The organism is Maribacter ulvicola, assembly GCF_900155985.1.
In the GTDB taxonomy this organism is placed as follows: domain Bacteria; phylum Bacteroidota; class Bacteroidia; order Flavobacteriales; family Flavobacteriaceae; genus Maribacter; species Maribacter ulvicola.
In genome coordinates this window covers 79800-106218 of record NZ_FTMA01000008.1, presented here as the reverse complement: position 1 = coordinate 106218, position 26419 = coordinate 79800, and the positions used below count along the sequence as shown (strand labels likewise).

At 35.3% G+C, this 26419-nt stretch carries 26 protein-coding genes; 15 read left to right on the top strand and 11 right to left on the bottom strand.

The window, feature by feature from the left end:
* Nucleotides 1–14: 14 nt before the first annotated feature.
* The gene (locus BW936_RS16675) at nucleotides 15–704 is read right to left on the bottom strand and encodes a Crp/Fnr family transcriptional regulator (RefSeq protein WP_076550421.1); all 690 of its coding nucleotides are present in this window, start codon (nucleotides 702–704) and stop codon (nucleotides 15–17) included.
* 118 nt (nucleotides 705–822) lie between these two features.
* Between BW936_RS16675 and BW936_RS16670 the strand changes: the two genes are divergently transcribed.
* The 11 genes from BW936_RS16670 to BW936_RS16620 all read left to right on the top strand — a co-directional run bounded on the left by BW936_RS16670 (nucleotide 823) and on the right by BW936_RS16620 (nucleotide 12444).
* On the top strand, nucleotides 823–3219 hold the full coding sequence (locus BW936_RS16670) for a heavy metal translocating P-type ATPase (RefSeq protein WP_076550418.1): 2397 nt from the start codon (nucleotides 823–825) through the stop codon (nucleotides 3217–3219).
* A 225-nt stretch (nucleotides 3220–3444) separates the two neighbouring features.
* On the top strand, nucleotides 3445–3705 hold the full coding sequence (gene ccoS / locus BW936_RS16665; protein ID WP_394333595.1) for a cbb3-type cytochrome oxidase assembly protein CcoS: 261 nt from the start codon (nucleotides 3445–3447) through the stop codon (nucleotides 3703–3705).
* Between the two features lie 84 nt (nucleotides 3706–3789).
* Nucleotides 3790–5988, top strand: coding sequence for a cytochrome-c oxidase, cbb3-type subunit I (ccoN, locus tag BW936_RS16660; RefSeq protein ID WP_076550416.1), 2199 nt, complete (start codon nucleotides 3790–3792; stop codon nucleotides 5986–5988).
* A gap of 11 nt (nucleotides 5989–5999) precedes the next feature.
* Complete coding sequence (locus BW936_RS16655; protein WP_076550414.1) at nucleotides 6000–6191, top strand: cytochrome C oxidase subunit IV; 192 nt, start codon at nucleotides 6000–6002, stop codon at nucleotides 6189–6191.
* Nucleotides 6188–7141, top strand: a complete 954-nt coding sequence (locus BW936_RS16650) for a cbb3-type cytochrome c oxidase N-terminal domain-containing protein (protein ID WP_076550412.1) — start codon at nucleotides 6188–6190, stop codon at nucleotides 7139–7141. The genes BW936_RS16655 and BW936_RS16650 overlap by 4 nt, the downstream gene beginning before the upstream one ends.
* 49 nt (nucleotides 7142–7190) lie before the next feature.
* Nucleotides 7191–8609: a cytochrome c oxidase accessory protein CcoG gene (ccoG, locus tag BW936_RS16645; RefSeq protein WP_076550410.1), complete on the top strand. Its 1419-nt coding sequence runs from the start codon at nucleotides 7191–7193 to the stop codon at nucleotides 8607–8609.
* Between the two features lie 19 nt (nucleotides 8610–8628).
* Nucleotides 8629–9075 carry a FixH family protein gene (locus tag BW936_RS16640; RefSeq protein ID WP_076550408.1) on the top strand — a complete coding sequence of 149 codons (447 nt, stop codon included), beginning with the start codon at nucleotides 8629–8631 and terminating at the stop codon, nucleotides 9073–9075.
* A gap of 3 nt (nucleotides 9076–9078) precedes the next feature.
* On the top strand, nucleotides 9079–9783 hold the full coding sequence (locus BW936_RS16635) for a sulfite exporter TauE/SafE family protein (RefSeq protein WP_076550406.1): 705 nt from the start codon (nucleotides 9079–9081) through the stop codon (nucleotides 9781–9783).
* A 27-nt stretch (nucleotides 9784–9810) separates the two neighbouring features.
* A complete protein-coding gene (locus BW936_RS16630) occupies nucleotides 9811–10302 on the top strand; it encodes a GTP-binding protein (protein WP_076550403.1) in 492 nt (163 codons plus the stop codon).
* A 62-nt stretch (nucleotides 10303–10364) separates the two neighbouring features.
* A complete protein-coding gene (locus BW936_RS16625; protein ID WP_076550401.1) occupies nucleotides 10365–11819 on the top strand; it encodes a vanadium-dependent haloperoxidase in 1455 nt (484 codons plus the stop codon).
* 190 nt (nucleotides 11820–12009) lie between these two features.
* Nucleotides 12010–12444 carry an RrF2 family transcriptional regulator gene (locus BW936_RS16620; protein WP_076550399.1) on the top strand — a complete coding sequence of 145 codons (435 nt, stop codon included), beginning with the start codon at nucleotides 12010–12012 and terminating at the stop codon, nucleotides 12442–12444.
* 21 nt (nucleotides 12445–12465) lie between these two features.
* Here BW936_RS16620 and BW936_RS16615 read toward each other — a convergent pair whose 3' ends face one another.
* From BW936_RS16615 to hemN, 10 genes are all read right to left on the bottom strand, one after another.
* Nucleotides 12466–13689: a hypothetical protein gene (locus BW936_RS16615; protein ID WP_076550397.1), complete on the bottom strand. Its 1224-nt coding sequence runs from the start codon at nucleotides 13687–13689 to the stop codon at nucleotides 12466–12468.
* Between the two features lie 14 nt (nucleotides 13690–13703).
* Nucleotides 13704–14486 (bottom strand): ABC transporter permease, encoded by a 783-nt coding sequence (locus tag BW936_RS16610; protein WP_076550395.1) that lies wholly within the window; start codon nucleotides 14484–14486, stop codon nucleotides 13704–13706.
* Nucleotides 14479–15189, bottom strand: a complete 711-nt coding sequence (locus tag BW936_RS16605) for an ABC transporter ATP-binding protein (RefSeq protein ID WP_076550393.1) — start codon at nucleotides 15187–15189, stop codon at nucleotides 14479–14481. The genes BW936_RS16610 and BW936_RS16605 overlap by 8 nt, the downstream gene beginning before the upstream one ends.
* Nucleotides 15186–16424, bottom strand: coding sequence for a nitrous oxide reductase family maturation protein NosD (locus BW936_RS16600; protein ID WP_076550575.1), 1239 nt, complete (start codon nucleotides 16422–16424; stop codon nucleotides 15186–15188). The genes BW936_RS16605 and BW936_RS16600 overlap by 4 nt, the downstream gene beginning before the upstream one ends.
* Nucleotides 16425–16536: 112 nt before the next feature.
* A complete protein-coding gene (locus BW936_RS16595; protein WP_076550391.1) occupies nucleotides 16537–16983 on the bottom strand; it encodes a nitrous oxide reductase accessory protein NosL in 447 nt (148 codons plus the stop codon).
* 20 nt (nucleotides 16984–17003) lie between these two features.
* Entirely contained in the window at nucleotides 17004–17624 is a 621-nt protein-coding gene (locus tag BW936_RS16590; RefSeq protein WP_076550389.1) for a hypothetical protein, read from the bottom strand.
* 111 nt (nucleotides 17625–17735) lie between these two features.
* Nucleotides 17736–19697, bottom strand: coding sequence for a Sec-dependent nitrous-oxide reductase (gene nosZ / locus BW936_RS16585; protein WP_076550573.1), 1962 nt, complete (start codon nucleotides 19695–19697; stop codon nucleotides 17736–17738).
* A gap of 54 nt (nucleotides 19698–19751) precedes the next feature.
* On the bottom strand, nucleotides 19752–20261 hold the full coding sequence (locus tag BW936_RS16580; RefSeq protein WP_076550387.1) for a c-type cytochrome: 510 nt from the start codon (nucleotides 20259–20261) through the stop codon (nucleotides 19752–19754).
* Nucleotides 20262–20538: 277 nt separating this feature from the next.
* On the bottom strand, nucleotides 20539–21360 hold the full coding sequence (locus tag BW936_RS16575) for a universal stress protein (RefSeq protein ID WP_076550385.1): 822 nt from the start codon (nucleotides 21358–21360) through the stop codon (nucleotides 20539–20541).
* A 54-nt stretch (nucleotides 21361–21414) separates the two neighbouring features.
* Nucleotides 21415–22776: an oxygen-independent coproporphyrinogen III oxidase gene (gene hemN, locus BW936_RS16570; protein ID WP_084182121.1), complete on the bottom strand. Its 1362-nt coding sequence runs from the start codon at nucleotides 22774–22776 to the stop codon at nucleotides 21415–21417.
* Nucleotides 22777–22960: 184 nt separating this feature from the next.
* Between hemN and BW936_RS16565 the strand changes: the two genes are divergently transcribed.
* The 4 genes from BW936_RS16565 (at nucleotide 22961) to BW936_RS16550 (ending at nucleotide 26358) form a co-directional block, all read left to right on the top strand.
* Entirely contained in the window at nucleotides 22961–23356 is a 396-nt protein-coding gene (locus BW936_RS16565; RefSeq protein WP_076550381.1) for a DUF983 domain-containing protein, read from the top strand.
* 1 nt (nucleotide 23357) lies between these two features.
* The gene (locus tag BW936_RS16560; RefSeq protein WP_076550378.1) at nucleotides 23358–23990 is read left to right on the top strand and encodes a Crp/Fnr family transcriptional regulator; all 633 of its coding nucleotides are present in this window, start codon (nucleotides 23358–23360) and stop codon (nucleotides 23988–23990) included.
* A gap of 70 nt (nucleotides 23991–24060) precedes the next feature.
* Entirely contained in the window at nucleotides 24061–24858 is a 798-nt protein-coding gene (locus tag BW936_RS16555; protein ID WP_076550375.1) for a sulfite exporter TauE/SafE family protein, read from the top strand.
* Nucleotides 24859–24942: 84 nt separating this feature from the next.
* Nucleotides 24943–26358, top strand: coding sequence for an MBL fold metallo-hydrolase (locus BW936_RS16550; RefSeq protein ID WP_076550372.1), 1416 nt, complete (start codon nucleotides 24943–24945; stop codon nucleotides 26356–26358).
* Nucleotides 26359–26419: the final 61 nt, after the last annotated feature.

Below are 26419 nucleotides of genomic sequence, written 5' to 3'. Positions count from 1 at the left end.
ATTTCAATAATTATTTAAAAACCGTCAGCAAGTTCTTGTAAGGTATCCTCTTTTAAAACTCCTATCTTTTTGCCTTCTGTTTTTATAAATCCTTTTTTCTTAAATTCAGAAATCATACGAATTAACGACTCTGTAGCAGCACCAACAATGTTTGCATAATCATCCCTACTAAGGGTTAATGACAAAAATCCGTCCTCATCTTCTCCGTAATTTTTCCTTAAATAAATAAAAGCTTCTGCCAAACGTTGCTTCACTGTTTTCTGAGACATGTTTACAATAACATCATCTGCCTCTTTTAAATCATGGGCCATATGACGTAACACTTCTAAAGAAAAATACGGATTTGTATTCAGCGTGTTTGATATTACTTCCTTTGGTATAAAGCACACTTCCATATCATTAATGGCAGTTGCACTTAAATTGGTAAAATCTTCAGCGATGACAGAACGTTGCCCCATTATCTCCCCTTTATTGGTCAATTTTACAATTTGCTCTTTACCATTACTACTCAATTTAGACAACTTGGAAACACCATCTCTAACACAAAAAACACCATCTAACTTTTGTCCCTCTATAAATAAAGTATCTCCCTTTTTTATCTTCTTGGATATTTTAGAGTCCGACACCTTTTTTAATTCATCTTTATTTAATGCACGGAGTGAATTAAACTGTCTAATTATACAATTCTCACATCTATTTTCCATGGCAATATTTTTAAATATATTGCAAAATTAAACAAGCCTAGTTTGTTAAAAACTGACAATTATCATGTTTTAGAAAGTGTTTGATTTTCACCTTTGCCATAACTTTTAGTTAAATATTATGCAGGTAGATACATGTTTTCATTGCGGAGACCCTTGTGACAGACATCATATAACATATGATGAAAAATCGTTTTGTTGTACCGGTTGCAAAACCGTTTATGAAATATTCTCTACCAACGACCTGTCCCATTATTATGAATTACAAGAAGCCGCAGGCTCTACACCTAAGGCTATTGAAGGAAAATATGATTTTCTGGACAATGAAGAAATCATAGCTAAACTAACAGAATTTAATGATGGTCATATTCAAATTATAAACCTATACATACCCACTATTCACTGTAGTTCCTGTATCTGGATTTTAGAGAATTTAAACAAACTGAACAAGCATGTAACAAACTCTCAAGTAGATTTTCCAAAGAAAACGATTAGGGTTACTTATAAAAATGAAGATTTTAGCCTAAAAAGCCTAGTGTTGCTTTTGGCAAAAATTGGGTATGAACCTTACATCTCACTAGAAGATTTTGAAGGAAAAAAGAAAGCATCTGACCGAAGTCTGATCTATAAACTTGGCGTTGCCGGTTTTGCCTTTGGTAATGTAATGTTTCTTTCTTTTCCCGAATATTTTGACCTGGGTACTAGTGCTGACTCTGGCGGAGAATATTGGCTGAACAAATATCAAGAACTATTTAGATGGATGATGTTCGTTTTCTCCCTACCTGTTGTGTTCTATGCAGGGTGGAGTTATTTTGTGTCTGCATATAAAGGTTTACGGGCAAAACTTTTAAATATTGATGTACCCATTGCTCTTGGTATTTTGGTTTTATTTCTAAGAAGTACTTATGATATTGCTTTTAATTTGGGGAGCGGATTTTTTGATTCCCTCACCGGACTCGTATTTTTTCTATTACTGGGCAAGTTCTTTCAACAAAGAACCTACAGTTTTTTATCTTTTGAACGTGACTACAAGTCGTACTTCCCTATTGCCATAACTAGATTGACCACTAGCGGAAAAGAAGAAACCGTACCGGTACAGGAAATTGAAAAGGGAGACCGTATTTTAATCAGAAATGAAGAGATGATTCCCGTTGATGGTACTTTGGTATACGGAAACGCACAAGTAGATTATAGTTTTGTTTCTGGAGAATCTGAACCTGTAGCAAAAGAGATTGGACAGCAGGTTTTTGCCGGTGGAAAACAACTGAACGGTGTTATAGAGGTAATTGCCTTAAAATCTGTTTCTCAAAGTTACCTGACCCAGTTATGGGGCAATGCCGTTTTTAAAACAGATAAGGTAACGTCATTTCAAAACCTAACAGATAGTATTGGAAAACGCTTTACTATCACAGTGCTTTCCATTGCTTTTATTTCAACTGCTTTTTGGCTATACTATGACCCATCTAAAGCCATGAACGTTTTTACCGCTGTGTTAATTATTGCTTGTCCGTGTGCCATAGCTTTGGCCTCTCCATTTACCTTGGGAAACATGTTGCGCATTTTTGGCAAGAAGAAATTCTATATCAAAGACACCCAGACCATTGAGCGGTTGGCAAAAATAGATACCGCCATCTTTGATAAAACAGGCACAATTACTACTTCTCAAAAAAGCACCGCACACTATGAAGGTATGCCCTTATCACCAGAAGAAGAATCTATTTTAAAGAATACCATAAGAGCTTCTAACCATCCTTTAAGTAGATCTTTATATGACCTGCTTAAGGAACAGAATATCATTACTTTAGATGAATACGAAGAACATATTGGAAAAGGGTTAGAAAGCTCAAAAGACGACATAAACATGAAAATTGGCTCTGCTAACTTTGTAGGTAAAAGTAGTTCAGAAAATCTATTGGATACATCTATTTACATCAGCGCTAATAATGCGTATAAAGGAAGGTATGTTTTTCAAAATCAATATCGTGACGGGCTTTCCTCTGTATTCAAAAGTATGTCAGAATCAATTAATCTGGCCATACTATCCGGTGATAATGAAGGAGAAAAAGAACGATTGGAAGCACTGCTGCCAAAAATGACTCCCTTGTACTTTAATCAAAAACCAGAAACCAAACTAGAGTTCATAAAATCTTTACAGGATCAAGGAAAAAAAGTACTTATGGTGGGTGATGGTTTAAATGACGCCGGAGCTCTTGCTCAAAGTAATGTAGGCATTGCCATATCTGAAAACATTAATGTCTTCTCCCCTGCCTGCGATGCCATATTAGATGCTTCTAAATTTCAGCAGCTCTACGGTTACATACTGGCATCTAAAAAAGCAATCCGTATTATTAAAATGAGTTTTATTCTATCATTACTTTATAATTGCGTGGGACTGTATTTTGCAATTACAGGACAATTAGAGCCGGTAATAGCTGCTATTCTAATGCCACTGAGCTCTATAAGCATTGTTATTTTTACTACGGTAATGACCAACCTTATCGGCAGAAAATTATCATAATCAAAGAGCAGTTATCAAACTTCCATATGACATCAATTTTCTAATTAAGTTTGATTCTGCCCTACTCCATTTTTTCCGCTGTACATGAGTATTTAAAGTAATTCTAATTAGCGAAATACACATTTACAAAATTGAAGTTAATTGCTTACTTACAGCTTATTACACCCAACCTTTATAACCTAAACATAATTTTCATTTTAAAAATATTAAGAAAACTTTTAAAGTATGACAATTGTCATTTTCTTTGGTTTACATCCCTCTTATTTTTACAGAATAATTCAAGTAGGTATGAGTGTTATATATGTTTTACTAGCAATTAGTCTAGTTGTGGCAATTATCTTTTTCGTCGCTTTTATCGTATCGGTTAGGCAAGGACAGTATGATGATTCTTATACCCCCTCAGTGCGTATGCTTTTTGAAGATGAACTGGTGAAAACCAGCAAGAATGAAAAGAGTGAAATAAATAAAAAATATGTTGAACATTAGTAATAGCGTCAAGAGTCCCATCTCTATTTTCTCTTTGTTCTTCTTTTAGAAAAATAAAATCCAACTAAATAAACAAGTATAATTATGGAAGTACAGCAGTTTTATTACGATAACAAAATCGTGAAAAATTTCCTTTATGCAACCATGTTCTGGGGTATAGTGGGTATGTCCGTTGGCTTATTGTTAGCCTTCATGTTCATGTTCCCTAACATAACCGATGGTATATCATGGTTAAGTTTTGGTCGCTTACGCCCGTTGCATACCAACGCGGTAATTTTTGCATTTGTAGGTAATGCTATCTATGCGGGTGTCTACTACTCTACACAACGCCTTCTAAAGGCTCGTATGTATAGTGACTTTCTAAGTAAATTCAACTTTTGGGGCTGGCAGTTAATCATTGTGGCTGCGGCCATAACATTACCCTTGGGTTATACAAGTTCTAAAGAATATGCTGAACTTGAATGGCCAATAGACTTAGCAATTGCGGTTGTTTGGGTAGCTTTTGGTGTAAACCTTATAGGTACCATGATAAAAAGAAGACAGCGTCACCTTTATGTGGCTATCTGGTTTTATCTAGCAACGTTTGTAACTGTTGCCGTACTTCATATTTTTAATAGTCTAGAGCTACCGGTTACTGCATTTAAAAGTTACTCTGTTTACGCTGGTGTACAAGATGCATTGGTACAGTGGTGGTACGGACATAATGCAGTTGCGTTCTTCTTGACTACTCCGTTCCTAGGGCTTATGTATTACTTTGTACCTAAAGCCGCAAATAGACCAGTATATTCTTATAGACTATCTATTGTTCATTTCTGGTCATTAATATTTATATATATCTGGGCAGGTCCTCACCACTTATTATATTCCGCTTTGCCAGATTGGGCCCAGAACCTTGGGGTAGCTTTTTCAATTATGTTACTAGCACCATCTTGGGGTGGTATGATCAACGGACTTCTGACACTTCGTGGTGCTTGGGATAAAGTTCGTACCGATCCTGTTTTAAAATTTATGGTCGTTGCTATTACCGGTTATGGTATGGCAACTTTTGAAGGACCTTTACTTTCTCTTAAAAACGTAAACGCAATTGCCCACTTTAGTGACTGGATTATTGCTCACGTTCATGTTGGTGCTTTAGCATGGAACGGATTTTTGACTTTTGGTATGATCTATTGGTTGGTACCTAAAATGACCAAAAACAAATTGTTCTCTGTTGGTTTGGCAAATTTCCACTTCTGGATCGGTACTTTAGGTATTATTCTATATACACTACCTATGTATGTAGCTGGTTTTACACAAGCCTTAATGTGGAAAGAGTTTAATCCAGATGGTACGTTGGTTTACGGTAACTTCTTAGAAACCGTAAATGAAATCATGCCAATGTATTGGATGCGTGCTATAGGTGGTAGCCTTTATATTGTTGGAGCATGTGTTATGATCTATAACGTAGTACGTACCATTAAATCTGGTAGTACTATTGCAGATGAATTAGCTGAAGCCGCAGCACTAACTACCGTATCTAAACGCAGAACTGCCGGTGAAACTTTTCATACTTGGTTAGAGCGTAAGCCTATCCAGTTAACCATTTTAGCTACCGTTGCAATTTTGATCGGTGGTATAATACAGATTGTACCTACTATATTGGTAAAATCTAATATACCAACGATTACCAGTGTAAAACCATATACACCATTAGAACTAGAAGGGCGCGACCTTTACATTCGTGAGGGTTGTGTAAGTTGTCACTCTCAAATGGTTCGTCCTTTTAGAAGTGAGGTGGAGCGTTATGGTGAATATGCCAAAGCCGGTGAATTCGTATATGACCACCCATTCCTTTGGGGTAGTAAGCGTACTGGTCCAGATTTACTACGTGTTGGTGGCAAATACTCTGACAACTGGCACTTAAACCATATGTATGATCCACAAAGCACATCATCTGGTTCTATTATGCCTTCTTACTCTTGGATGATACGCGATAAACATGACCGTAGCGATATTCAAGCTAAAATGGAAGCTATGGTAACCCTAGGTGTTCCTTATACCGAAGAAGATATTGCAAATGCCAAAGCTTCAATGGATGCACAGGCAGAGAAAATTGAAAAGAACCTATACAGTGATCCCGATTTTGCAAAATCATACGAGGCAGATAAAAAATATGCCGCTGAAAATGGAGATGACTTTATAGAAATGAGGGACCGTGAAATTGTATCCTTAATTGCATACCTACAACGATTAGGTACTGATATTAAGATCAAAGAAACTGGCGAATTATTATCTGAAAACTAAAACAAAAAATCATGTTCAAATTTGTAAAAGGTTACATGGAAACTATAGATGGGGTAGCAACCTACCCCATGATATCATTACTAATCTTCTTTGTGTTTTTTACACTATTATTTTGGTGGGTAATTACAGCCTCAAAATCATACATAAAAGAAGTTAGCGAATTGCCTTTAGAAGAAGATAACCAACAAAACAACCAATTATGAAAAACAATACAGCCTGGTGGTTAAGAATAACAGTAGCCTTTTTTCTGGTCATTATTCTTATGGAAGTGTATATTGATAGTGGTGACAAACCTGCTTTCTTAACATACCCAACATTGATGTTTGGCTTTATGGCACTTATTCTATTGCTTTTAATAGCAATAGCATTTATTGTGCAAGCCATTGAAAATGTACTTTACAATACCCTAGATGAAGAAGCAAAGGTACGTTACTTAGCTACTAAAGAGAAAAAATGGGAATGGACATGGGGTAAAAACATGTACAACAAACTGTTGGGCAGTAAACCTATGGAAGCCGAAGGCGAAATTATTCTTGACCATAACTATGACGGAATTCGCGAGTTAGATAATAATTTACCGCCTTGGTGGGTATACCTATTCTATGCTTCTATCGTATTTGGTGTAGTTTATTTACTCCGTTTTCATGTTTTCAATGACTATAACCAAAAAATGGAATATGAACAAGAGGTTGCTGCTGCTCAATTAGAAATTGAAGCATACAAAAAAACAGCAAAAGGTCTTGTTGATGCCAATACGGTAGTTTTTTTAACGGACGCTTCTGATATTAGCGCCGGTAAAGGAATATTTGAAAGTAACTGCGTTGCTTGCCATATGGCAGATGGTGGTGGCGGTATAGGACCTAACCTAACAGATCAAAACTGGATTCTTGGTGGCGGTATCAAAAACGTTTTCCACACCATATCAGAAGGTGGCCGTGACGGTAAAGGTATGATTGCCTGGAAACAAAACTTAAAACCTGTAGAAATTGCACAAGTGGCTAGTTATGTTTTAACTTTTCAGGGCACTACACCGGCAAATCCAAAAGCAGCTGAAGGCGATATCTGGGTTGATCCAAATGCACCGGTACAAGAAGCTCCTGCCGACACAATACCGGCTGTAAAAATAGATTCTGCAGCGGTTACCATGAACTAAGTACAGAGATAGGTTAAAACTGTTCCAAGCGTTTAAAGAGAGAGAGACTATGTCACAAGATCAAGATAATTTTAGAGATTCCATAGGTACCATTAAGGAAGATGGTAAAAGAGCTTGGGTATTCCCCAAAAAGCCCAGTGGTAAGCTTTATGAGTATCGTAAATATGTGAGCTATGTGCTACTTATTTTCTTGATTGCATCTCCTTTCATTAAAATAAACGGCAACCAATTCTTAATGTTCAATGTCCTTGAAAGACGTTTTAACATTTTTGGATTCCCTTTTTACCCGCAAGATTTTCACCTCTTTGTAATTTCCATGATTATTGGAGTGGTTTTTATCGCGCTGTTTACAGTCGCATTTGGGCGTATTTTCTGCGGCTGGATGTGTCCGCAAACAATATTCCTAGAAATGGTTTTCCGTAGAATAGAATATTGGATTGATGGTGACCGAGGTGCCCAAATGCGACTGGACAGACAAGAATGGAATGCAGAAAAAATACGTAAACGTGTTTTAAAATGGATTATATTTTTTATTATTTCGTTTATTATAGCCAATGTATTCCTGGCCTACCTTATTGGTAGTGACCGTTTAATTCAATACGTTACTGACGGTCCATCTCAACACGTAAGTACCATGGTATCGTTATTGATTTTTACAGGTGTGTTCTATTTCGTATTCGCCTGGTTTAGAGAGCAAGTATGTATCATTGCCTGCCCTTACGGACGTATGCAAGGGGTTTTATTAGACAACAAATCTATTGTTGTAGCTTATGACCATAAACGCGGAGAAGCTGAAAACGGTAGAAAAAAATGGCGTAAAAATGAAGATCGTGAAGAACTTGGCCATGGCGATTGTATAGACTGTTTTCAATGTGTAAACGTTTGCCCTACGGGAATAGATATTAGAAACGGAACGCAATTAGAATGTGTAAACTGTACTGCTTGTATTGATGAGTGCGATACTATAATGGAAAAGGTAAATCTACCAAAAGGGTTGATCCGTTATGCCAGTGAAGATGAAATTACCAAAAAGGAAAAGTTTAAGTTTACACCACGCTTAAAAGGGTATACGGCTGTTTTGGTTATTTTAACGGGTATTTTAGTTGGTATGATGTTCTTGAGAAATGATCTAGAAGCAAATATTTTAAGGCTTCCGGGGCAGCTTTATGAACACAAAGAAGGTAATATTATCAGTAACGTATATACGTATAAATTGCTTAATAAAACAACCAAACCTGTTGAAGATGTACATTTTAAACTGATATCGCCAAAAGGTGAGATTAAATTAGTGCGCCATGAGAATTTTGATGTAGCTCCTGAAGCTTTGGCAGAAGGCACCCTGTTCATTGAGATAAACCAATCTGTCTTAAGTGGAGATAAAAACAACCTTAAAATTGGGGTGTACAGTAATGATAAGTTAATTGAGACCACTACGGCTCGCTTTTTAGCTCCACGTAGTTATAAATAGAATTTAAAACAGAAACATCATGAAGATTAATTGGGGTACCGGTATTATTATTGCCATAGCAGCATTTATTAGCTTTATCTTGTTTTTTGTCATTACAATGACTACCAGCCATAATGCTAACCATGATTTGGTTACAAAAGAGTATTACAAGGCTGAACTTGGCTATCAAAAAGAAATAGATGCCGAGAGAAATGCCACTACTGCATCTTCACAAATAGAGATTAAAAAATCTCCAGAGGGTTTACTCGTAATTTTTCCAAAGGGCTATGATGATACCAATGTAAAAGGTACAATTTCCCTATACAGACCATCCAATAAGAATTTGGATTTTAATTTACCCATTAGTTTATCCGATTCTCATTTGCTCATACCTGACAATAAATTATTGGATGGTCGTTGGGATATAAAAGTTTTCTGGGAACACGAAAACAAAGAATTTCTCCATAAAAAGAGTATTACATTTTAAATTATGTTATTATCTGCCCTCATATTAGGTCTCATGGGAAGTTTGCATTGCGTTGGTATGTGCGGTCCCATTGCCTTTATGCTTCCGGTAGATAGAACAAACAACTACAAAAAATTCGGACAGATATTTATCTATCACTTTGGGCGTTTAATGGCTTATGCGATCATAGGTCTACTGTTTGGCCTGTTAGGAAAGGGACTTTCAATATTTGGAATACAACAAAAGTTATCTATTTTTATTGGTATCATCATGATACTGATAGTTTTGATTCCGTATAACACCTTCAATAAATACAATTTATCTAAGCCAATTTACAAAGTCATATCAAAAGTTAAGAATCAGCTAGGAAAAGAATTAAAGAAAAAATCGGCCGACACCTTTTTAACCATTGGATTTTTAAACGGATTTTTACCTTGTGGTTTAGTGTATATGGCTCTTTTTGGATCTATTGCCATGGGCGATGCTCTAAGAGGTAGTTTGTACATGATACTATTTGGCATGGGTACTATACCATTAATGACGGCTGCCATTTATTTTAGCAACTTATTAAAAGGTGGTGTTCGCCAAAAAGTACAAAAAGTCATTCCCGTATTTGTAATAATCATTGGTGCTCTTTTTATACTTAGAGGACTTGGTTTGGGCATACCATACGTATCGCCGGCCCCAGTTACCCAAGTAGCATCAAGTGCTATAGAATGTCATAACTAATGACCATAACCAAATAAACCAGTTCATATGAAACCTTTACCGAACGAGATAGTGCTTCGCCCTAGGTTTCAACTGCATATACCAAAAAACAAAGAAACCGTTCTTAGAAAATTTGAAAAAACGAAAGAAAATTCGTTTTTAGTCAAGCGCTTAGATGAACATATTTTTATAAAATTCAACCATAAAAATCATCACTTTTGGTCGCCACAACTACATTTAGAAATAGATGAAGTAGATGATATTAGCTGTAAATTATATGGTGTTTTTGGTCCCAACCCTACCCTATGGACTTTCTTTATGTTTATCCATTTTGTTATTGCTACCCTTTTTATCATTATAGGGATTTGGGCATATTCAAGTGCATCATTAGGTAAAAATTATCACATTCAAATAGGAATCATGACCATGCTAATTGTCCTATGGTTTGTGCTCTATTTTGCCGGTAGAAGTGGAAAAAGAAAAGGGAGGCCACAAATGCATGAGTTACATGATTTTATGACAAATGTTCTTTCATCCTAAATTTTACAGTTTTACCCACATCGCTATATTTAATATTAAGAACTCTACAAACAACCTAACCTATGAAACGTATTCTATACTTAACATTCACCATTGCTTTTTTAAGTATGGTAAAAACTTTTGCCCAAGATTACGTACCAGAACCAAAGGGAACTGATAATATGGCCTATAAATGGGGGAAAATGGCATTAGATGCTACCGCCTCCGATACCGAAAAGTTTAAACCTAGACCTACCATTACTTCTCGTTACTTGGGGCTGATTTTTATCTCTATTTTCGATGCCTGGTCACGCTATGACGAAAAAGCAATTCCCGTTTTTTTAAAAGCTGCCGAAAGGAGACCTTTAGCTGAGCAAAAGATATCTAACAAGGAAATAGCTATTAGCTATGCCGCTTTTGGAGCTATGAAAGAATACTATTATTCCGACACCGAAATGTTTAGAGAATTTATGATAGAATTAGGGCTTGACCCAGACAATACCTCAATGGACCCTAACACTCCTGAAGGAATTGGAAACTTGGCCGCTAAGGCAACCATTGAAGCCAGAAAAAATGATGGAAGCAATCAATATGGTACAATAGCAGGATCTAAAGGAAAACCGTATTACGATTACACCAATTACAAACCTGTTAATACTGCTGATGAAAATACCGATATTAATCTTTGGCAGCCTAAATATTTCTCTGATGGTAATGGTGGCCAATACGCCCCAGGATGCCTTACTCCCTACTGGCAAAAAGTAACACCGATCACCTTGACATCGGCTGATCAGTTTAGACCGGGACCACCACCAATATATGGTTCTCAACAGTTAAAAAAAGAAGTAAAAGAAGTGGTTGACCTACAAGCTAACTTATCTGATGAGGATAAGGCGCTGGTTGAGTTTATGCGTGACGGTCCGCAATCTGTGCAACAAGCGGGACATTGGTTAAAATTTGCACAAGACGTTTCTCGACGTGATAACCATACCCTTGATCAAGATGTAAAAATGTATTTCTTAACTGAAATAACCGCTATGGATGCCTTTATAGCTTCTTGGGACTCTAAGATGTTCTATGATTATGCAAGGCCTTATGCACTAGTTCACGAATATTACAAAGACCAAACGATTAAAGCTTGGGGCGGACCTGGAGTAGGGATCGTAGAAATGAAAGGACAAGAATGGAGACCATACTCTCCAGATATTTTTCTTTGCCCACCGTTCCCTAGTTACACTTCTGGTCATAGCACTATAAGTGGTAGTTGCGCAGAAGTACTACGCTTATTTACAGGAGATGAATATTTTGGTGAATCAGTAGAATTAACACCCGGAGCTCTAACTGAAATTGATACTGCTTTCTACGGAAAACCTGTTACCATAACTTTTCCCACCTTTACGGAAGCCGCAAACATGGCCGGTATGTCTAGAGTTATGGGCGGTTACCACATCCAAGCCGATAATATTGCAGGTTTGGAGTTAGGTAGGGATGTTGCTACACAAGCTTGGAAATTTTATAATGAGCATTTAGGTAACTAAAAGAAATTTAATTTTATAAAATTAGAAAAGGAGCCCAGTTTAGGCTCCTTTTTTTTGGTTAATAATTTTATTTTATGATATTATTCATATTCTAAAAAATCTTTATTGCTGATATTTACATGATATAAACTAACTCGTATGATTTCATTCAGAAATATCGCTTATATTTTAATCTAACACACATTTGCCTATGTTTTCAAAAGCCTGCGAATACGGAATTAGAGCATCAACTTATATAGCCTTAAAATCGCTAGAAGGTACTCGTGTAAACTTTAAAGAGATTGCGGAGAAGATTGATTCACCTGCAGCCTTTACTGCCAAAGTTTTACAGCAATTAACTAGATGCAATATCATTAGCTCGGTAAAGGGCCCGTCTGGAGGTTTTGAAATTGATAATACCAAAATACCTGAAATAAAACTTAGCCAGATTGTGCATGCCATAGACGGAAACAAAGTTTATGAAGGTTGTGGTCTGGGACTTAAACAATGTAACGCTAATAAACCTTGTCCCGTTCATGATAGATTTGTTCAAGTGAGAAATGATTTGCAAAATATGTTAGAAAATACAAGCCTTTATGATCTAACCATAGGCATAGAAGAGGGACTAACTTTTTTAAGACGTTAAAAACAGTTTTTTAAAAAATCGTTAATGCTTAATTTTAAGTCTATTACTACTTAATAAAATACCTAATACAGCCACTAAAAGAACTAAACTTGCTATTGCCAAAATAACACTATATTCTGGGAATAAAGTACCCTCTTGCCATGACATTATAGCTTTATAAAAAATTAGTGCTTCTGTAAGTAAAAAGCCCAAAACATATAACCAGAGCATTTTTTTATTCAGTGATAGTAATTTAAAATTGTCCAAAAAAAGAAATAAACTTAAAGTTACTACGCCTAAAAACGTCCAATGCAAATAACCGATTGTAAAATCTAAATACACTACTGCCATATTAGCAAAATACGGTAACGAACTTAGTAATTGTAATCCCATTTTAACGGCCCAAAGAATTGCTACTATCTTTAAAATATTTTGATGTAGTGAAGAATACATCCTTCCCTTGTTCACTTTAGCTACCTTTAAGAAAACTACTAAATTATAAAATGCCCAAAGCTGTAAAACTGCCCCTAGCCCTCCAAATACATAGTATAATGCTGAAGGTTGTGTAAATAGAGTAGAAAGACAAAAAGAGAAAATAATACCCAAATTAAATTCTATAAAGATATTATTGAAACTTCTTTTGGCTAAAATATGGTGCTTCTTTTCAAAAGCATATAACAAAACAGTAATAAGAGCCATTATCATCCAACCATTGTAAAGAAAATGGAGATAAAAGTAGATTGCTAAACGATACCATATAGAGGTGGCGCCAAGCGTTTTCATTACAACTCCCAATACCCATGGACCAATACTAGAAAGCAGTAGGTAGAAAATGGCTGCTTTAGCAAATTTTAATGATGGCACATTACTATATTCTAGAGGAACATGCTTAAAAAAGAACCAAGCAAACCAATAAGAGGCAAATAGAAATAAAGTTGAAAAAATAATAGAGAATGCAGCATATCCTTGAAACGGAAAGGAGAACAACATACCCAATAAGGTAATTTGTGTAAACCAAAAGATTCTGCTATACGTTTTATGAACCTTTGCTTTACTTAAGTAAAGCTTGTACAGTAATGCAGTGAGTGCCAAGTATACCCAACCCAACAAAGCTATATGAGAATGAGTATGAACTATAAACTTATAGGTCACAGGGATATCAAACACCTTAAAAAACCTTAAAACGCAGCCCAAAAGTGCTGCTAAAACAAAATACCCAAGAGCAATCTTCGTATGTACCTTAAGATTAATTGTTTGTATCGCCATTTTATGGAACTAAGTTAAAAATCTTTTTTCCTAGATACGAATACCAAACGCCAAATTGGTAATACCGTCCAAAATATAAGCATAAAAATGGACACAAAGAGACCTTGATCCGTACCAAAGAACTTTTTAAAAACAGCACCTGTATATCCCAAAAGTGCAGAGATATCTAACTTTAAAAGTATTAAGGTTCGCGATAAATCTATTGGATTAAAGATGGTTGCACCAAGAGAAAAACTATCTAACGGATACTGTTTAAAAATAATTAAAGACATAAGAAAAAGTCCATCATAAATAACTGCCATAAATAACCATAACAATACAGCATATCCAAAACCTTTAATCTTGTTTTCATTGGAGAGTGCTATGTTAAAAGCCAACACCGTAAAAATCAATGTTAGAAAAGCACCAGTAACCAAGAGTAATGAAAAGTCAAAAATAGCATCACTTTTAAATAGTCCATAGAGCACAAAAGGAATACCAAGACCAAGTACTAAACTTAATGTTAAAGAACCCGCTACGCCCAAATATTGACCTAAAAATATAGAAGAACGTTTTACTGGTTGCGCCAATAATAACTCTGTAAATTCTTTTGAGTTGTAGAAATACATTATTCCAAAAATGGTGCTGATCAAGGGCACTAGAATAATTATAACATTCATTAAGGTAATGATTGCTTTAGAAACATCATTGTTCAAAAACAACAGAACGAAACCTAATAAAAGGTAAAATAGAAAGTACACATAGCTCCAACGGCTACGGATTAGGTCGTAAAAACTATATTTTAATATTTTAAACATGAGCTGGTTCTATTGCTATCGCCGCAATGGCGTGTTCTAAATCTGTTTGTCCTGTTTTGGTTTTCAGTTCTTCAATACTGCCTTTGAAATAGATATTTCCTTCTAACAAATAGACTATTATATCTGACACTTCGGCTACGAACTGCATAATATGAGAAGTAATCAAGACCGTTTTATTCATTTCTTTTTGTTCTCTGATAAGATTTTTAAGATGTATTAAGGATGCAGGATCAAGACCTGTTGTAGGTTCATCTAAAATTAACAGTGGACTATTAAACATAAAAGCCATGACAATGTTTACTTTCTGCTTGGTTCCTCCTGAGAGAGTTGAAAGTTTCTTATCCAAAAAAGGCTCTAGTTTAAAAAGCTGAATAAGCCTTTCCTCATCACTAGGACTTTGCCTTAAATCCTTTATCATTCGGATAAGCTCATATACTTTTAGGTTACCAGGAAAATTGGCTATTTGTGGCAAGTAATCAATTTTTTTACGGTACTTAAAATTTTTTTTAATTGGTTTTCCCATTACGGAAATATTTCCTTTATCTGGTACAACCATACCCAATACACTCTTGATCAAGGTAGTTTTACCCGATCCATTAGGTCCCAGAATAGCAAATACACCAGGTTTTTCTATGATTAGATCTAAATCTGAAAGAACAATATTCTTCCCAAATTTCTTTTGTAAATTTTCTATATGAATCATTCTACTTTTGTCATTAAGGGATTAGCATCCAGTAAATTGTCTGGTGTAAATACTGGTGATACTTTTTCTGAAAAATCGATAATATCCATAAAAAGACTTCGTAGCAAAACAATTGACTCCGGAGTTTTATTGACGATATAAGAAAACAGTTTTACAGGGCGATATGGTACATCCCCAATTCCGTTTTTATCTAAATCATAACCCGTATAATCGCTCCAATAATTTCCGTCAAAAATATTATCGTTCAACTTACCATCATATGATATATCAAAACTATTATACATGAAGTTATTACCCTTAAAAGAATTTGCATAACAGGCTCCCAGCACTTTTACAGCCCAACCGTTATTTATGAAATTATTTCCTATATAATCTATTCTGTTAGATCCTTCTATATTAATACCAATGGTATTTTCCTCAAACGTATTATCACTGATTTCTGCATCATTAATTTCTTTTAACAACACCCCAAAAGAAGCTGTACCCCAGTTTTTTCTAAAGGTATTTCCTTTCATTATAATTCCCTTTGAAAACATAACCGCTACTCCTGCTCCATTGTCTTCAAAAAGATTATTTGTATAAATATCATTATCGGAAAACATAAAGTGAAGCCCATATCTTAAATTTCCCGTACTCTTGTTATTATTTATTGTTATGTTATCCGAGAACTCAAGATAAATACCATCTCGGGCACCCTGCACTATATTACTGCTTACCTCTACGTGGTGCGAATACCAGAGTTGAATTCCATTTCCAGAGTTATACTCATCTTTTGCATCCCCAATTATCTTGTTGTGATAGACTTTACCATAATTAGATTTTTCAAGATATATACCGAAAAATAGTTTTTCAAGTACCACATTCTGAATTAGAAAGTTATCGCTTTTTACAACACGAATTGCAGCATAATCTGTAGTATAACTTGTTCCTACATTGATAATGAAAAAACCATCTACCGTTACATCGTCTGATATGATGCGGATAATTTCACCCTTCTTTTCACCATCTATTATAGGGTAATTATCACCAATTAGGGTCAGCGGTTTATCTATGATAATATTGAATTCTTTATAGGTACCCTTTTTAACCAAAAGAGTATCAAAATCTACTGCACGTTTTACACCCTCAGATATAGATTTTATTTCGCAACTCTCACAGATAGTAATAGGCTTTGCCCATAAACTTGCGGTAGTAAAAAGTAAAAAAGTAAAGTATAATAAGCCTAGGTATCGCATCATTTTATTATGAGAAATTTAAATTCTCTTTAGTAGTTTCCTTAAACTAATTTAACTATCAAAGTATTGATAACGCTGTATAAAAGAATTATAAATCCACGATTCTAAAAGTTTAAAACGCATTTTCATTTTTAAATTTTTCATTGAGTTCTGTCCAAGTATATAAATCTCCTAAATTTTCTGTCTGTGCCTTTTTAGCATCATCTTCCTTAGAAAAACCAGTTAAAAATGCTCCCATGGGACTAGGTATTTTAGTACTAATTAAATAAGTTGCTGTTGTAGCATCAACAAAATTCCCAGGATCTGTATAGTCGTTTACCCGATATAAAGCCACAGTTTCTGGTTCTACATCTCGCAGGTAATTCAACATACATTCGGTAGCATCAAAAGAATAGCTTCTTCCCTTTTTGGTCATGAACTGTGCAGCATGTTGCTTATCTACAATGGTCATACTACAAAAATGGCATCCATCAGACCCATATGCCACTGATCTTGGTTCACTATTACATGCCGTTAATACAAAAAGACAAATTACCCCTATAAATGTTAGATTTTTCATAGTATAATTAAATTTTAAAATTATTGATTTATTTGAGATTTATTACTTTTCCACCCAACCATGAAAGCAACTACTGTTAGCGACATGCCTAAAAACATTAACCAAGCGCCCATTGCCGGCATTGAACTAACATCAAAATTCAATAGCTTTTTATATCCCAAAAGTGGTGGCTTATATGTCATTGGCGTTCCGTCTTCGTTTATTACTTTAATAATAGCATGTGGATCAAGGTTAGAACCATAATCCGTTAACCACAAATTAAAATCATACATACCTAAAACACCTAAAATGGACATTAATATAAACCAACCTAAAAAATAGCGGTAATCAACTTTTTTCATGAACCCTAATATGCCTAGAAACACACCTAAAAATACCATACCGATAATGACCAAGGGAAATACATTAAACTCCCACATTTCATCTGCCTTGGGTATTGTCTTCATACCTATATAGTGGTTTAGTCCATCTATATTCTGTAAATCGAACTCAGAAACTCCCTGTATACCAGAAATATGAATATTCATACCTAATGGGTCAGGATATTGAGGAGCACCTAGCATAATATTCCAAAGTGGAAATGCAAATAATCCCAATAAACATAAAGAGCCAATAATCATTATTATACTTGCCTTTTTCATCTTATCGTATCTTAAAATAATAATTATGAAATCACTTGATATCCAAATAAAAAAGCAGATCGGTCTTGGTACGCGACCTGCTTTTGTTTGAATACTTTATTTACTTTATATCTACTCACCCAAAGACCAAGAAAGATCAATCTTAGAATTAGCAGGAGAGACTCTAATATAACCTTGCATTTCTTGGTGCAAAGCAGAGCAAAAATCTGTACAATAGAATGGCCATACACCCTCTTGTTTAGGCTCCCAAACAGATGTTTTAGTTTGCCCTGGCATTATTAGCAAACCAGAATTCTTTTGACCGATCATCATAAAACCATGAGGCACATCAAAATCTTGCTCGTGGTTGGTAATATGGAAATATACTTTATCACCAACTTTAATACCCTCTATATTATCTGGAGTAAAGTGGCTACGAATCATTGCCATATACACATGAACTTCATTACCCTCACGTACTATTCTCGCTTCTGAGACATTCTTTGTAGCAAATGGATGTTCATTTTCTGCCAGTTTATAGATTTTTTGCGATTTAGGTGCCAAAATAGATGCTGGTATAGCTGCTGCATAATGTGGCTCTCCATGTGTTGGAAAGTCATATATAAGCTCCATTTTATCTCCTGAGATGTCATATAATTGCGCAGAATGCTCTAACTCAGGACCCGTGGGCAAGTATCTATCCTTTGTAATCTTATTCAACGATATTAAATATTTACCAAAAGGCTTTCTGCTATTACCTCCAGGAATCATGCAGTGGCCTACAGAATAAAAAGTTGGTTTTCTATCGATTACCTCCCATGTGCCTAATTTCCATTTTACAACTTCTGATGAAATAAAGAACGTAGTATATGCATTACCCTCACCATCAAACTCTGTATGCAATGGACCTAAGCCACCACTTTTAACCGTTCCGCCAAGAACATCCTCAAATTTTAAAATTGGAAGACCATATGCTTCACCATCAAACTTTTCACCTTCAATTGCTGCAATCATTTTATCAAAAGAGAAAGCTGTAAGATCTGCAGAAAGCTTACCATTACCAATAATGTAATCTCCTGAAGGACTTACATCTACCCCATGTGGAGATTTTGGTGTTGGCATAAAGAATATTGCTCCAGGTACCTTTGTAGGATCAACGGTTAACACTTCTTTTTTCATGGTTGAAGTAGCACTATGCGTTTCATCACTATATACATTATGTGTATAATTTGCAGGTACCATTGTACCTCCACCGTTTTCAACGTACTCTTCTATCTTCTTCCAGTTTACCGCTGCGATAAAATCTTTATCATTTTGAGAAGCGTTAACTTCTAGCAATGAATTGGCTTCTTCTGTATTGTAAGTTGTAAAGAAAAACCATCCGTGAGATTTACCTCTACCAGGGTGCGATAAATCATAATTAAAACCGGGCATGATCAACTGGAATTTTATATCCATTCTACCAGTTTCAGGTTCTACGCTTATAAAAGACAGAGCACCTTTAAAGTTTCCTTTATAATCTTTTATAGGCATGTCTCTTTGCGGAATAGGAACAGAAAAACGTGTTCCTGCTACGACATACTCTGAATTCTCAGTAATATATGATGAGCTATGGTTACCTGCACTATTGGGAACCTCTATAATCTCGGCAGTTTCAAATGTTTTTAAATCTATACGGGCTATACGTGGTGTGTTATTACCATTTATAAAAAGCCATCTACCATCTAATTCTCCATTAGTCTGAGAAATATCTGGGTGGTGAGAATCATCCGCAGGAATAAAACCAAAAGAAGTTTCTAACATTGGCTTAGTCTCTTCTGAATACCCGTATCCATTGGTTGGAAATTGAGAAAAAACCGGGATTTCCTTAAACATACGTCCAGAAGGAAGTCCATAAACGGTTACATTACCGCTATATCCGCCAGACATAAAAGCGTAAAATTCATCGTGCTCGCCAGGTGCTACATATACTTTCTCTGCATTGTTAGAAGCTAGCGCCCCATCTGATGAAGCTTTGCCATTCTGGTTACCGCAACCTGTAAGTAACAGTATGGAGCCTAGAATTGCTGCTAGATAAAATGAATATTTTTTCATAGTACTTATATTTATGGTTATTTTTTTTAAAAAGTGTAAAGACATTTTTCATTGTTAATCCAATGTTCTAAAATACTCAAGTACATTTCGAGCCTGTTCTTCTGTCAACCCTTGGTTTGCCATTGGAGCACCATTAAATTCAGCCATAAGCTCTTTTGCTAAAGGATCTTCTTTAACCATTACCTCTGGATTAAGAATCATGTTCATAACCCACTCTGGACTGCGTCTTTTAAGAATACCTGTTGGTGCTGGACCAATAAATTTTTTATCGACTCTATGACAAGCCATACACATTTGGGAATAAACTTCTTCTCCTTTTTTTGCCATTTCCGCATCAATTTCTGGTGATAGCGTAACAGATTTAATAGGACCAACTCCTTTATTATCAAGATCTACGCGTTCAGATGCAGATACCGCATTAGTAACAGCAGGTGATTCTGTTGTCTTTTCTAAGGTTTTTGCTCTGTCTACACTAAACCCTTCTTTTTTCTTTTCTTCTTTACCGCCACATGCCACTAGCATGAGTGATAACACGACCACGATATTTCTTAAAACTATTTTCATTTTTAATCTATTTATTGGTTTATTAATAGAACAAATGTATGTGGGATAAAAAGGAAAAAATATGACTAAGGTCATATTAAAGACATTTTTATCCTTTAATGTGATTTTAATTGAATTATTGGTTCTTGTTATCTAAAAAACTCCCCATAATCAGATAAATGGAATTATATATTTTTCAAAATTCAAAAAATAAATTGGAGAGTATTTAAATCCATAAAACAAATAAACCCAAGGCAATTACCTTGGGTTTATTTCTATTTATAAATTTGATTGTTACCTATATCTTGAATGTTATAACCGGAATTCTTGAATGGTTTACAACATCTTCCCCAATACTGCCATTAAACAAATGAGATATACCCTTACGCCCGTGAGTAGGTATTGCAATGGCATCGGCCAATATAGTTTTACCATAATTAAGAATACCTTGCACTACGCTATAATCATTATAAATTTCTACCTGCTGTGCTGAATTTGCCTTAGTCAAAAATTTATTTATTTTTTGATAGGCATCTCTATTACTTAAAAATTCATCGTTCGGTGTGTTTATAAATACAACTTCCATACTAGCATCTATCATTTCTGCAAACTCCTTTGCTTTTTGAAAGGCAGATAGATTATCATCATTAAAATCACACGCAAAGACAAAACGATCTAAACTTAAATTAGTTATCTCGCCTTTGATGACCAAGACAGGTACTGTTGCGTTACGCACCACTTTTTCTGCATTAGAACCAATAAGTATTTCTTCTAGACCGCTAGCGCCATTAGACCCCATTACTATTAAATCTGCATCATGCTCTTTAGCTATAGTGTCTAATTCACTGAATACTTTGTAATGCTTTATGACCGGAGTTACAGAAATCCCTTCTAAATAAGGTTTTTCTAAAAATTCTTTTAAATTCTTTTCTGCCAATTTCACTAGAAAAACGGTCTGCTCAATATACATACCGTCCGGTGATGATAGTATTGCCTGATTTAGTTCTAGCATATGAACAACCAATAACTCAACATCATGCTTTATAGCCAAATCGGCAGCTGCTTTTAGTGCTTGCTCTGACTGTTTTGAAAAATCTGTAAGTACGATTATTTTTTTCATGATAATTTTATTTAAACAGTTATTAAGATTAGGTGTCTTATTTTTTAGAAAAAGTTAAACGGTCATGGAAAACAACCTTGTCTCAGGCTTTTTCTTTTGTAATGGTAAGTCAAAAGCCATACATACATTTCTAACAAACGGTCTACCCTTTTCTGTTATTTGAAGACTACCCTTCGTAATTACGACCAAACCATCTGCCTCTATTTCTTTTAACCTTTCTAAAATATTATCCATTTGTGGTAGATGTAATTTAAATTCGCTCCAAGAGGTTTTAAACTGGCACATTAAATTTAAGATATGTCTTCTTATAATTTGATCTTCTTCTGTTAAAATATGACCTCGATAAAGTGGAATAATATCGTTCGCTACCAAATTTTGATACTCTTCAACATTTTTTACATTCTGTGCAAAACCATACCAACTATCACTTATACTAGATGCGCCTAACCCAACCATTAAATGGGTATTAGAACTAGTATAGCCCATAAAATTTCTATGTAGTGATTTATTTTCCATGGCTTTAAACAAACTGTCCGATTCCAATGCAAAGTGATCCATCCCAATTTCATGATAGCCAAATTTCAATAACAATTCTTTACCTACCTCATATTGTCTTCTCTTATCATCTCCCGCAGGTAAATCTGTATCACTATATCCTCGCTGACCATTACCGGCCAACCACGGTACATGTGCATAGCTATAAAATGCAATTCTGTCAGGCTTTAATTCCTTTGTTTTTTCAATCGTATTGATAACATGCTCTAATTTCTGATGCGGAAGTCCAAATATAATATCATGGCTTACAGATTCATAACCTATTTCTCTAGACCAATCTGTTACATTTTTCACGTTTATAAAAGGTTGAACTCTATGAATTGCCTTTTGTACGGTTTCATTATAATCCTGAACTCCAAAACTTACTCTTCTAAAACCAACGTCATATAAAGCTTGTAAGTGTTCTTTGGTAGTATTGTTAGGGTGCCCCTCAAAACTAAACTCCGCACCATCTGCTTTATTTGCATGTCTTAAAATACCGTCAATTAGGTATTTTAAGTTCTCTGGGGTAAAGAATGTTGGTGTACCACCACCTAGGTGCAACTCTTTAATAATTGGCTTTTCATCGAACATTACGCTATATAACTGCCATTCCTTTAAAACAGATTTTATATAAGGCAATTCCACATCGTGCCGTTTTGTAATACGTTTATGGCATCCGCAGAACGTACACATACTTTCACAGAAAGGTAAATGTATGTAAAGACTTATACCGGTTACAGAATTACTAGCGTGAAAACTTTTTTTGACCGTCTCTTCCCATTTCTTACCTGAAAAGGTATTTATATCCCAGAAAGGAACGGTAGGGTAGCTAGTATATCTAGGTCCTGGTACATTGTATTTTTGAACAAGCGAACACATATAAATTTTGTTTGAGACAAACATACACGTCATTGCCAGTAAAAAATATGATTTATATCAGTTGAAGCCAGATTGAAAAAAGATAACTTTCTCGTAAAACTAAAGAGTCATAAACCCGCTTATGTAACTTATGTTACCAAATTCAAAAGTTTGATCCAATAATTTTGATACAAAATCTAAATACATGTTACCACAAGGTTCCAAATTATATAGTATTCTTTTTTTAAAGTGTCCACGTTGTCATAAAGGTGAGTTTTTTACGGCAAATCCTTATAAATTAAGTAATTTCAACAAGGTTAAGGAACGTTGCCCAAAGTGCCATTTAAAATATAGCATTGAACCCAGTTTTTATACTGGATCTATGTATGTTTCCTACGGCGTAGGTATTGCCGTAGCTGTAGCGGCATACGTATTAACTTTGTTATTTGGCTTAGCGCTTTCTATTGGTACTTTGTTTATAATAATAGTTACAGCACTAGTGGTAACAATGCCATGGATCGCAGCCGTATCCAAATCTATTTGGGCAAATATATTTTTTAACTTTGATAAGGAAATAGCACAGAAAATTAATTCAAAATAACATGATCCAAGACCTTACGACCGAATACGGAAAAATCTTTGAAGAAGAACTTATCAATGAAATTGTGCAAGTAGGTACCTTTAAAGAAGTTCCTGAAGGATATAAACTTATGGAAATAGGTGATTACGTTAGGGGTATGCCTTTATTGATTTCTGGTGTTATTAAGATTTTAAGGGAAGATGAAGATGGCGATGAATTACTGTTGTACTATTTGGAAAAAGGAGATACCTGTTCTATGACCATGGCCTGTTGTATGGGCGATAATAAAAGTGAAATTAGAGCTATTGCAGAAACTGATGCAAAATTGATTATGGTGCCCATTCAAAAAATGGAAGAATGGACTGCCAAATATAAATCCTGGAGAAACTTTGTATTTAATAGCTACCACGTTAGGTTAAACGAACTGTTAAGCACCTTAGATAATATTGCTTTCCAAAAAATGGATGAACGTCTAATTGGCTACCTAAAAGAAAAGGCCAGGGTTACAAAAGACGATATTATTCATAGCACCCATCAAGAAATTGCATATGACCTTCACAGCTCTAGGGTAGTGATTTCTAGACTATTAAAAAAACTGGAAGAAATGAAAAAAATAAAACTTCACCGAAATTATTTAGAAATTCTGGATTTATAATACTTCTGTAACCATTGTTACTGCACAGGTTTATACCCCACTTTACATTTGTAATATATAAATATATTACATGGAAATCTTGCATATTTTTGGTTACATCAGTGCCCTAATTATAGGTATATCCTTAGGTCTCATTGGCGGCGGCGGCTCCATTCTTGCCGTACCCGTTTTAGCTTATCTTTTTTCTATCAATGAAAAAGCCGCTACGGCCTATTCCCTTTTTATAGTTGGCGCCAGTGCCTTGGTAGGTGGCTGGAAACAACACTTAAAAGGTTATGTAGATTGGCGTACCGCAATCGTTTTTGGTATTCCTGCAATACTAGGTGTAACGTTGGTAAGATATTATGTTGTACCGGCAATGCCGGATGTTTTATTCGAAATAGATAATTTTCAATTTACACGTAGAATGGCCATGTTTGGGCTTTTTGCCATTTTAATGATTCCTGCGGCATACGCTATGCTAAAAAAAGAAAAGGATACTGCAAATACCGGAGTAGTGGTATATAACTACCCCTTAATTTTATTGGAAGGATTATTGGTTGGTAGTATTACGGGACTAATTGGTGCAGGAGGCGGATTCTTAATTATCCCCGCATTGGTCATTTTAGCAAATGTTGAAATGAAAGTTGCCGTAGGTACTTCTTTAATAATAATTGCCATAAAATCCTTAATGGGCTTTTTCTTGGGTGATGCTATGACCATGCTGATCGATTGGAAGTTTTTAGCCATTTTTACCAGCCTATCTTTTGTAGGTATTTTTATGGGTAGCTACCTCAGCAACTTCATAGATGGTAAAAAACTAAAAAAAGGTTTCGGGTATTTTATACTCGTAATGGCCGCCTTTATTTTTTATATGGAATTCTTTTAAGAAATTTCCCTTATGTGACTAATGTCACTGTACAGCCGCTTCACAAAAGGTAATTTTATAGTATTAACTAAAACTTACAGCAACATGAAAGTAGAACAAATTTATACCGGATGTTTGGCTCACGCAGCCTATTATATAGAGAGTAACGGAGTAGCCGCAGTATTTGACCCCTTACGCGAGGTACAACCTTATATAGACCGTGCCCATAAAGACAATGCTAAAATAAAATATGTTTTTGAAACGCATTTTCATGCAGATTTTGTGAGCGGGCATTTAGACTTACAGAAAAAGGTAGGATCAGAAATTGTATTTGGTCCGGGTGCAAAACCTGCATATGAAGCTACGACGGCTAAAGACAATCAGATATTTGAAGTAGGTGATTATAAGGTAAAAGTAATTCACACACCAGGACATACTATGGAGAGTACCACCTATCTGTTAATTGATGAACACGGAAAAGAACATGGTATTATTACCGGTGATACTTTGTTCATTGGTGATGTGGGCAGACCTGATCTTGCCCAACATGTGGTTGCGGATCTAACCGAAGAAAAACTAGCTGGTTATTTATACGATTCGCTTCGAAACCGAATTATGCCCTTAAACGATGATTTGATCGTATATCCAAATCATGGTGCAGGCTCTGCTTGCGGTAAAATGATGAGTAAAGAAACTACCGATACTTTAGGACATCAAAAGAAAGTGAATTATGCGTTACGGGCAGATATGACCAAAGAAGAATTTATTAAAGAACTATTGACAGGATTGACCACTCCCCCAGGTTATTTCCCTAAAAATGTTCTAATGAATATTAAGGGTTATGAACCTTTAGATAAAATTATGGATAGGGCCACTACCCCATTTTCACCAGAAGCTTTTGAAACTGTTGCCAATGAAACAGGTGCCTTGGTCTTAGATACAAGAAATGCCGAAGATTTCGCAAAAGGTTTTATTCCCAACAGTATTAATATAGGTCTAGAAGGTAGTTTTGCCCAATGGGTAGGTGAAATGATACCCGATATTCAACAAGAAATTTTACTGGTCACCTATAAGGATAAACAAGAAGAAGCCATTACCCGATTGGCAAGGGTTGGCTATGACAAAACCGTAGGTTTCTTGGATGGCGGGTTTGATACTTGGAAAAATTCAGGGAAAGATTTTGAGGTAAGCAAAAGAATTCATGCCGATGAATTAGAAACTGAATATAAAACCGATAAACCTTTAATCATTGATGTTAGAAAAAAGAGCGAATTTGATTCTGAACATGTGGTTGGGGCCATCAACGTTCCATTGAATGAAATCAACCAGCATCTATCTCAGTTTCCAAAAGACAAACCTTTTGTTTTACATTGTGCGGGCGGTTATAGAAGTATGATAGCCGCATCTATCTTAAAACAAAGAGGTTGGAAAGATTTTACCGATGTTAAAAGAGGTTTTGAAGCTATTTCAAAAACAACGGTACCAAAATCAGAATATGTTTGCCCATCAACGCTGTTATAAACAATAAATTACCTTGGGACCAGCCTGCGAAGCTTTGGTTTTAAAATTTCATTTAGATTTC

Excerpts from the sequence above, each read along its gene's own strand:
- nosZ (WP_076550573.1), bottom strand. The coding sequence starts at position 19,697 with ATGAAAAAATATTCATTTTATCTAGCAGCAATTCTAGGCTCCATACTG.
- BW936_RS16610 (WP_076550395.1), bottom strand. The coding sequence starts at position 14,486 with ATGTTTAAAATATTAAAATATAGTTTTTACGACCTAATCCGTAGCCGT.
- BW936_RS16565 (WP_076550381.1), top strand. The coding sequence starts at position 22,961 with ATGTTACCACAAGGTTCCAAATTATATAGTATTCTTTTTTTAAAGTGT.
- BW936_RS16580 (WP_076550387.1), bottom strand. The coding sequence starts at position 20,261 with ATGAAAATAGTTTTAAGAAATATCGTGGTCGTGTTATCACTCATGCTA.
- ccoG (WP_076550410.1), top strand. The coding sequence starts at position 7,191 with ATGTCACAAGATCAAGATAATTTTAGAGATTCCATAGGTACCATTAAG.
- BW936_RS16575 (WP_076550385.1), bottom strand. The coding sequence starts at position 21,360 with ATGAAAAAAATAATCGTACTTACAGATTTTTCAAAACAGTCAGAGCAA.
- BW936_RS16670 (WP_076550418.1), top strand. The coding sequence starts at position 823 with ATGCAGGTAGATACATGTTTTCATTGCGGAGACCCTTGTGACAGACAT.
- BW936_RS16635 (WP_076550406.1), top strand. The coding sequence starts at position 9,079 with ATGTTATTATCTGCCCTCATATTAGGTCTCATGGGAAGTTTGCATTGC.
- BW936_RS16550 (WP_076550372.1), top strand. The coding sequence starts at position 24,943 with ATGAAAGTAGAACAAATTTATACCGGATGTTTGGCTCACGCAGCCTAT.
- BW936_RS16620 (WP_076550399.1), top strand. The coding sequence starts at position 12,010 with ATGTTTTCAAAAGCCTGCGAATACGGAATTAGAGCATCAACTTATATA.
- BW936_RS16590 (WP_076550389.1), bottom strand. The coding sequence starts at position 17,624 with ATGAAAAAGGCAAGTATAATAATGATTATTGGCTCTTTATGTTTATTG.
- ccoS (WP_394333595.1), top strand. The coding sequence starts at position 3,445 with ATGACAATTGTCATTTTCTTTGGTTTACATCCCTCTTATTTTTACAGA.
- BW936_RS16595 (WP_076550391.1), bottom strand. The coding sequence starts at position 16,983 with ATGAAAAATCTAACATTTATAGGGGTAATTTGTCTTTTTGTATTAACG.
- BW936_RS16625 (WP_076550401.1), top strand. The coding sequence starts at position 10,365 with ATGAAACGTATTCTATACTTAACATTCACCATTGCTTTTTTAAGTATG.
- BW936_RS16560 (WP_076550378.1), top strand. The coding sequence starts at position 23,358 with ATGATCCAAGACCTTACGACCGAATACGGAAAAATCTTTGAAGAAGAA.
- BW936_RS16630 (WP_076550403.1), top strand. The coding sequence starts at position 9,811 with ATGAAACCTTTACCGAACGAGATAGTGCTTCGCCCTAGGTTTCAACTG.
- BW936_RS16640 (WP_076550408.1), top strand. The coding sequence starts at position 8,629 with ATGAAGATTAATTGGGGTACCGGTATTATTATTGCCATAGCAGCATTT.
- BW936_RS16615 (WP_076550397.1), bottom strand. The coding sequence starts at position 13,689 with ATGGCGATACAAACAATTAATCTTAAGGTACATACGAAGATTGCTCTT.
- BW936_RS16605 (WP_076550393.1), bottom strand. The coding sequence starts at position 15,189 with ATGATTCATATAGAAAATTTACAAAAGAAATTTGGGAAGAATATTGTT.
- BW936_RS16600 (WP_076550575.1), bottom strand. The coding sequence starts at position 16,424 with ATGCGATACCTAGGCTTATTATACTTTACTTTTTTACTTTTTACTACC.
- BW936_RS16655 (WP_076550414.1), top strand. The coding sequence starts at position 6,000 with ATGTTCAAATTTGTAAAAGGTTACATGGAAACTATAGATGGGGTAGCA.
- BW936_RS16675 (WP_076550421.1), bottom strand. The coding sequence starts at position 704 with ATGGAAAATAGATGTGAGAATTGTATAATTAGACAGTTTAATTCACTC.
- ccoN (WP_076550416.1), top strand. The coding sequence starts at position 3,790 with ATGGAAGTACAGCAGTTTTATTACGATAACAAAATCGTGAAAAATTTC.
- BW936_RS16555 (WP_076550375.1), top strand. The coding sequence starts at position 24,061 with ATGGAAATCTTGCATATTTTTGGTTACATCAGTGCCCTAATTATAGGT.
- hemN (WP_084182121.1), bottom strand. The coding sequence starts at position 22,776 with ATGTGTTCGCTTGTTCAAAAATACAATGTACCAGGACCTAGATATACT.
- BW936_RS16650 (WP_076550412.1), top strand. The coding sequence starts at position 6,188 with ATGAAAAACAATACAGCCTGGTGGTTAAGAATAACAGTAGCCTTTTTT.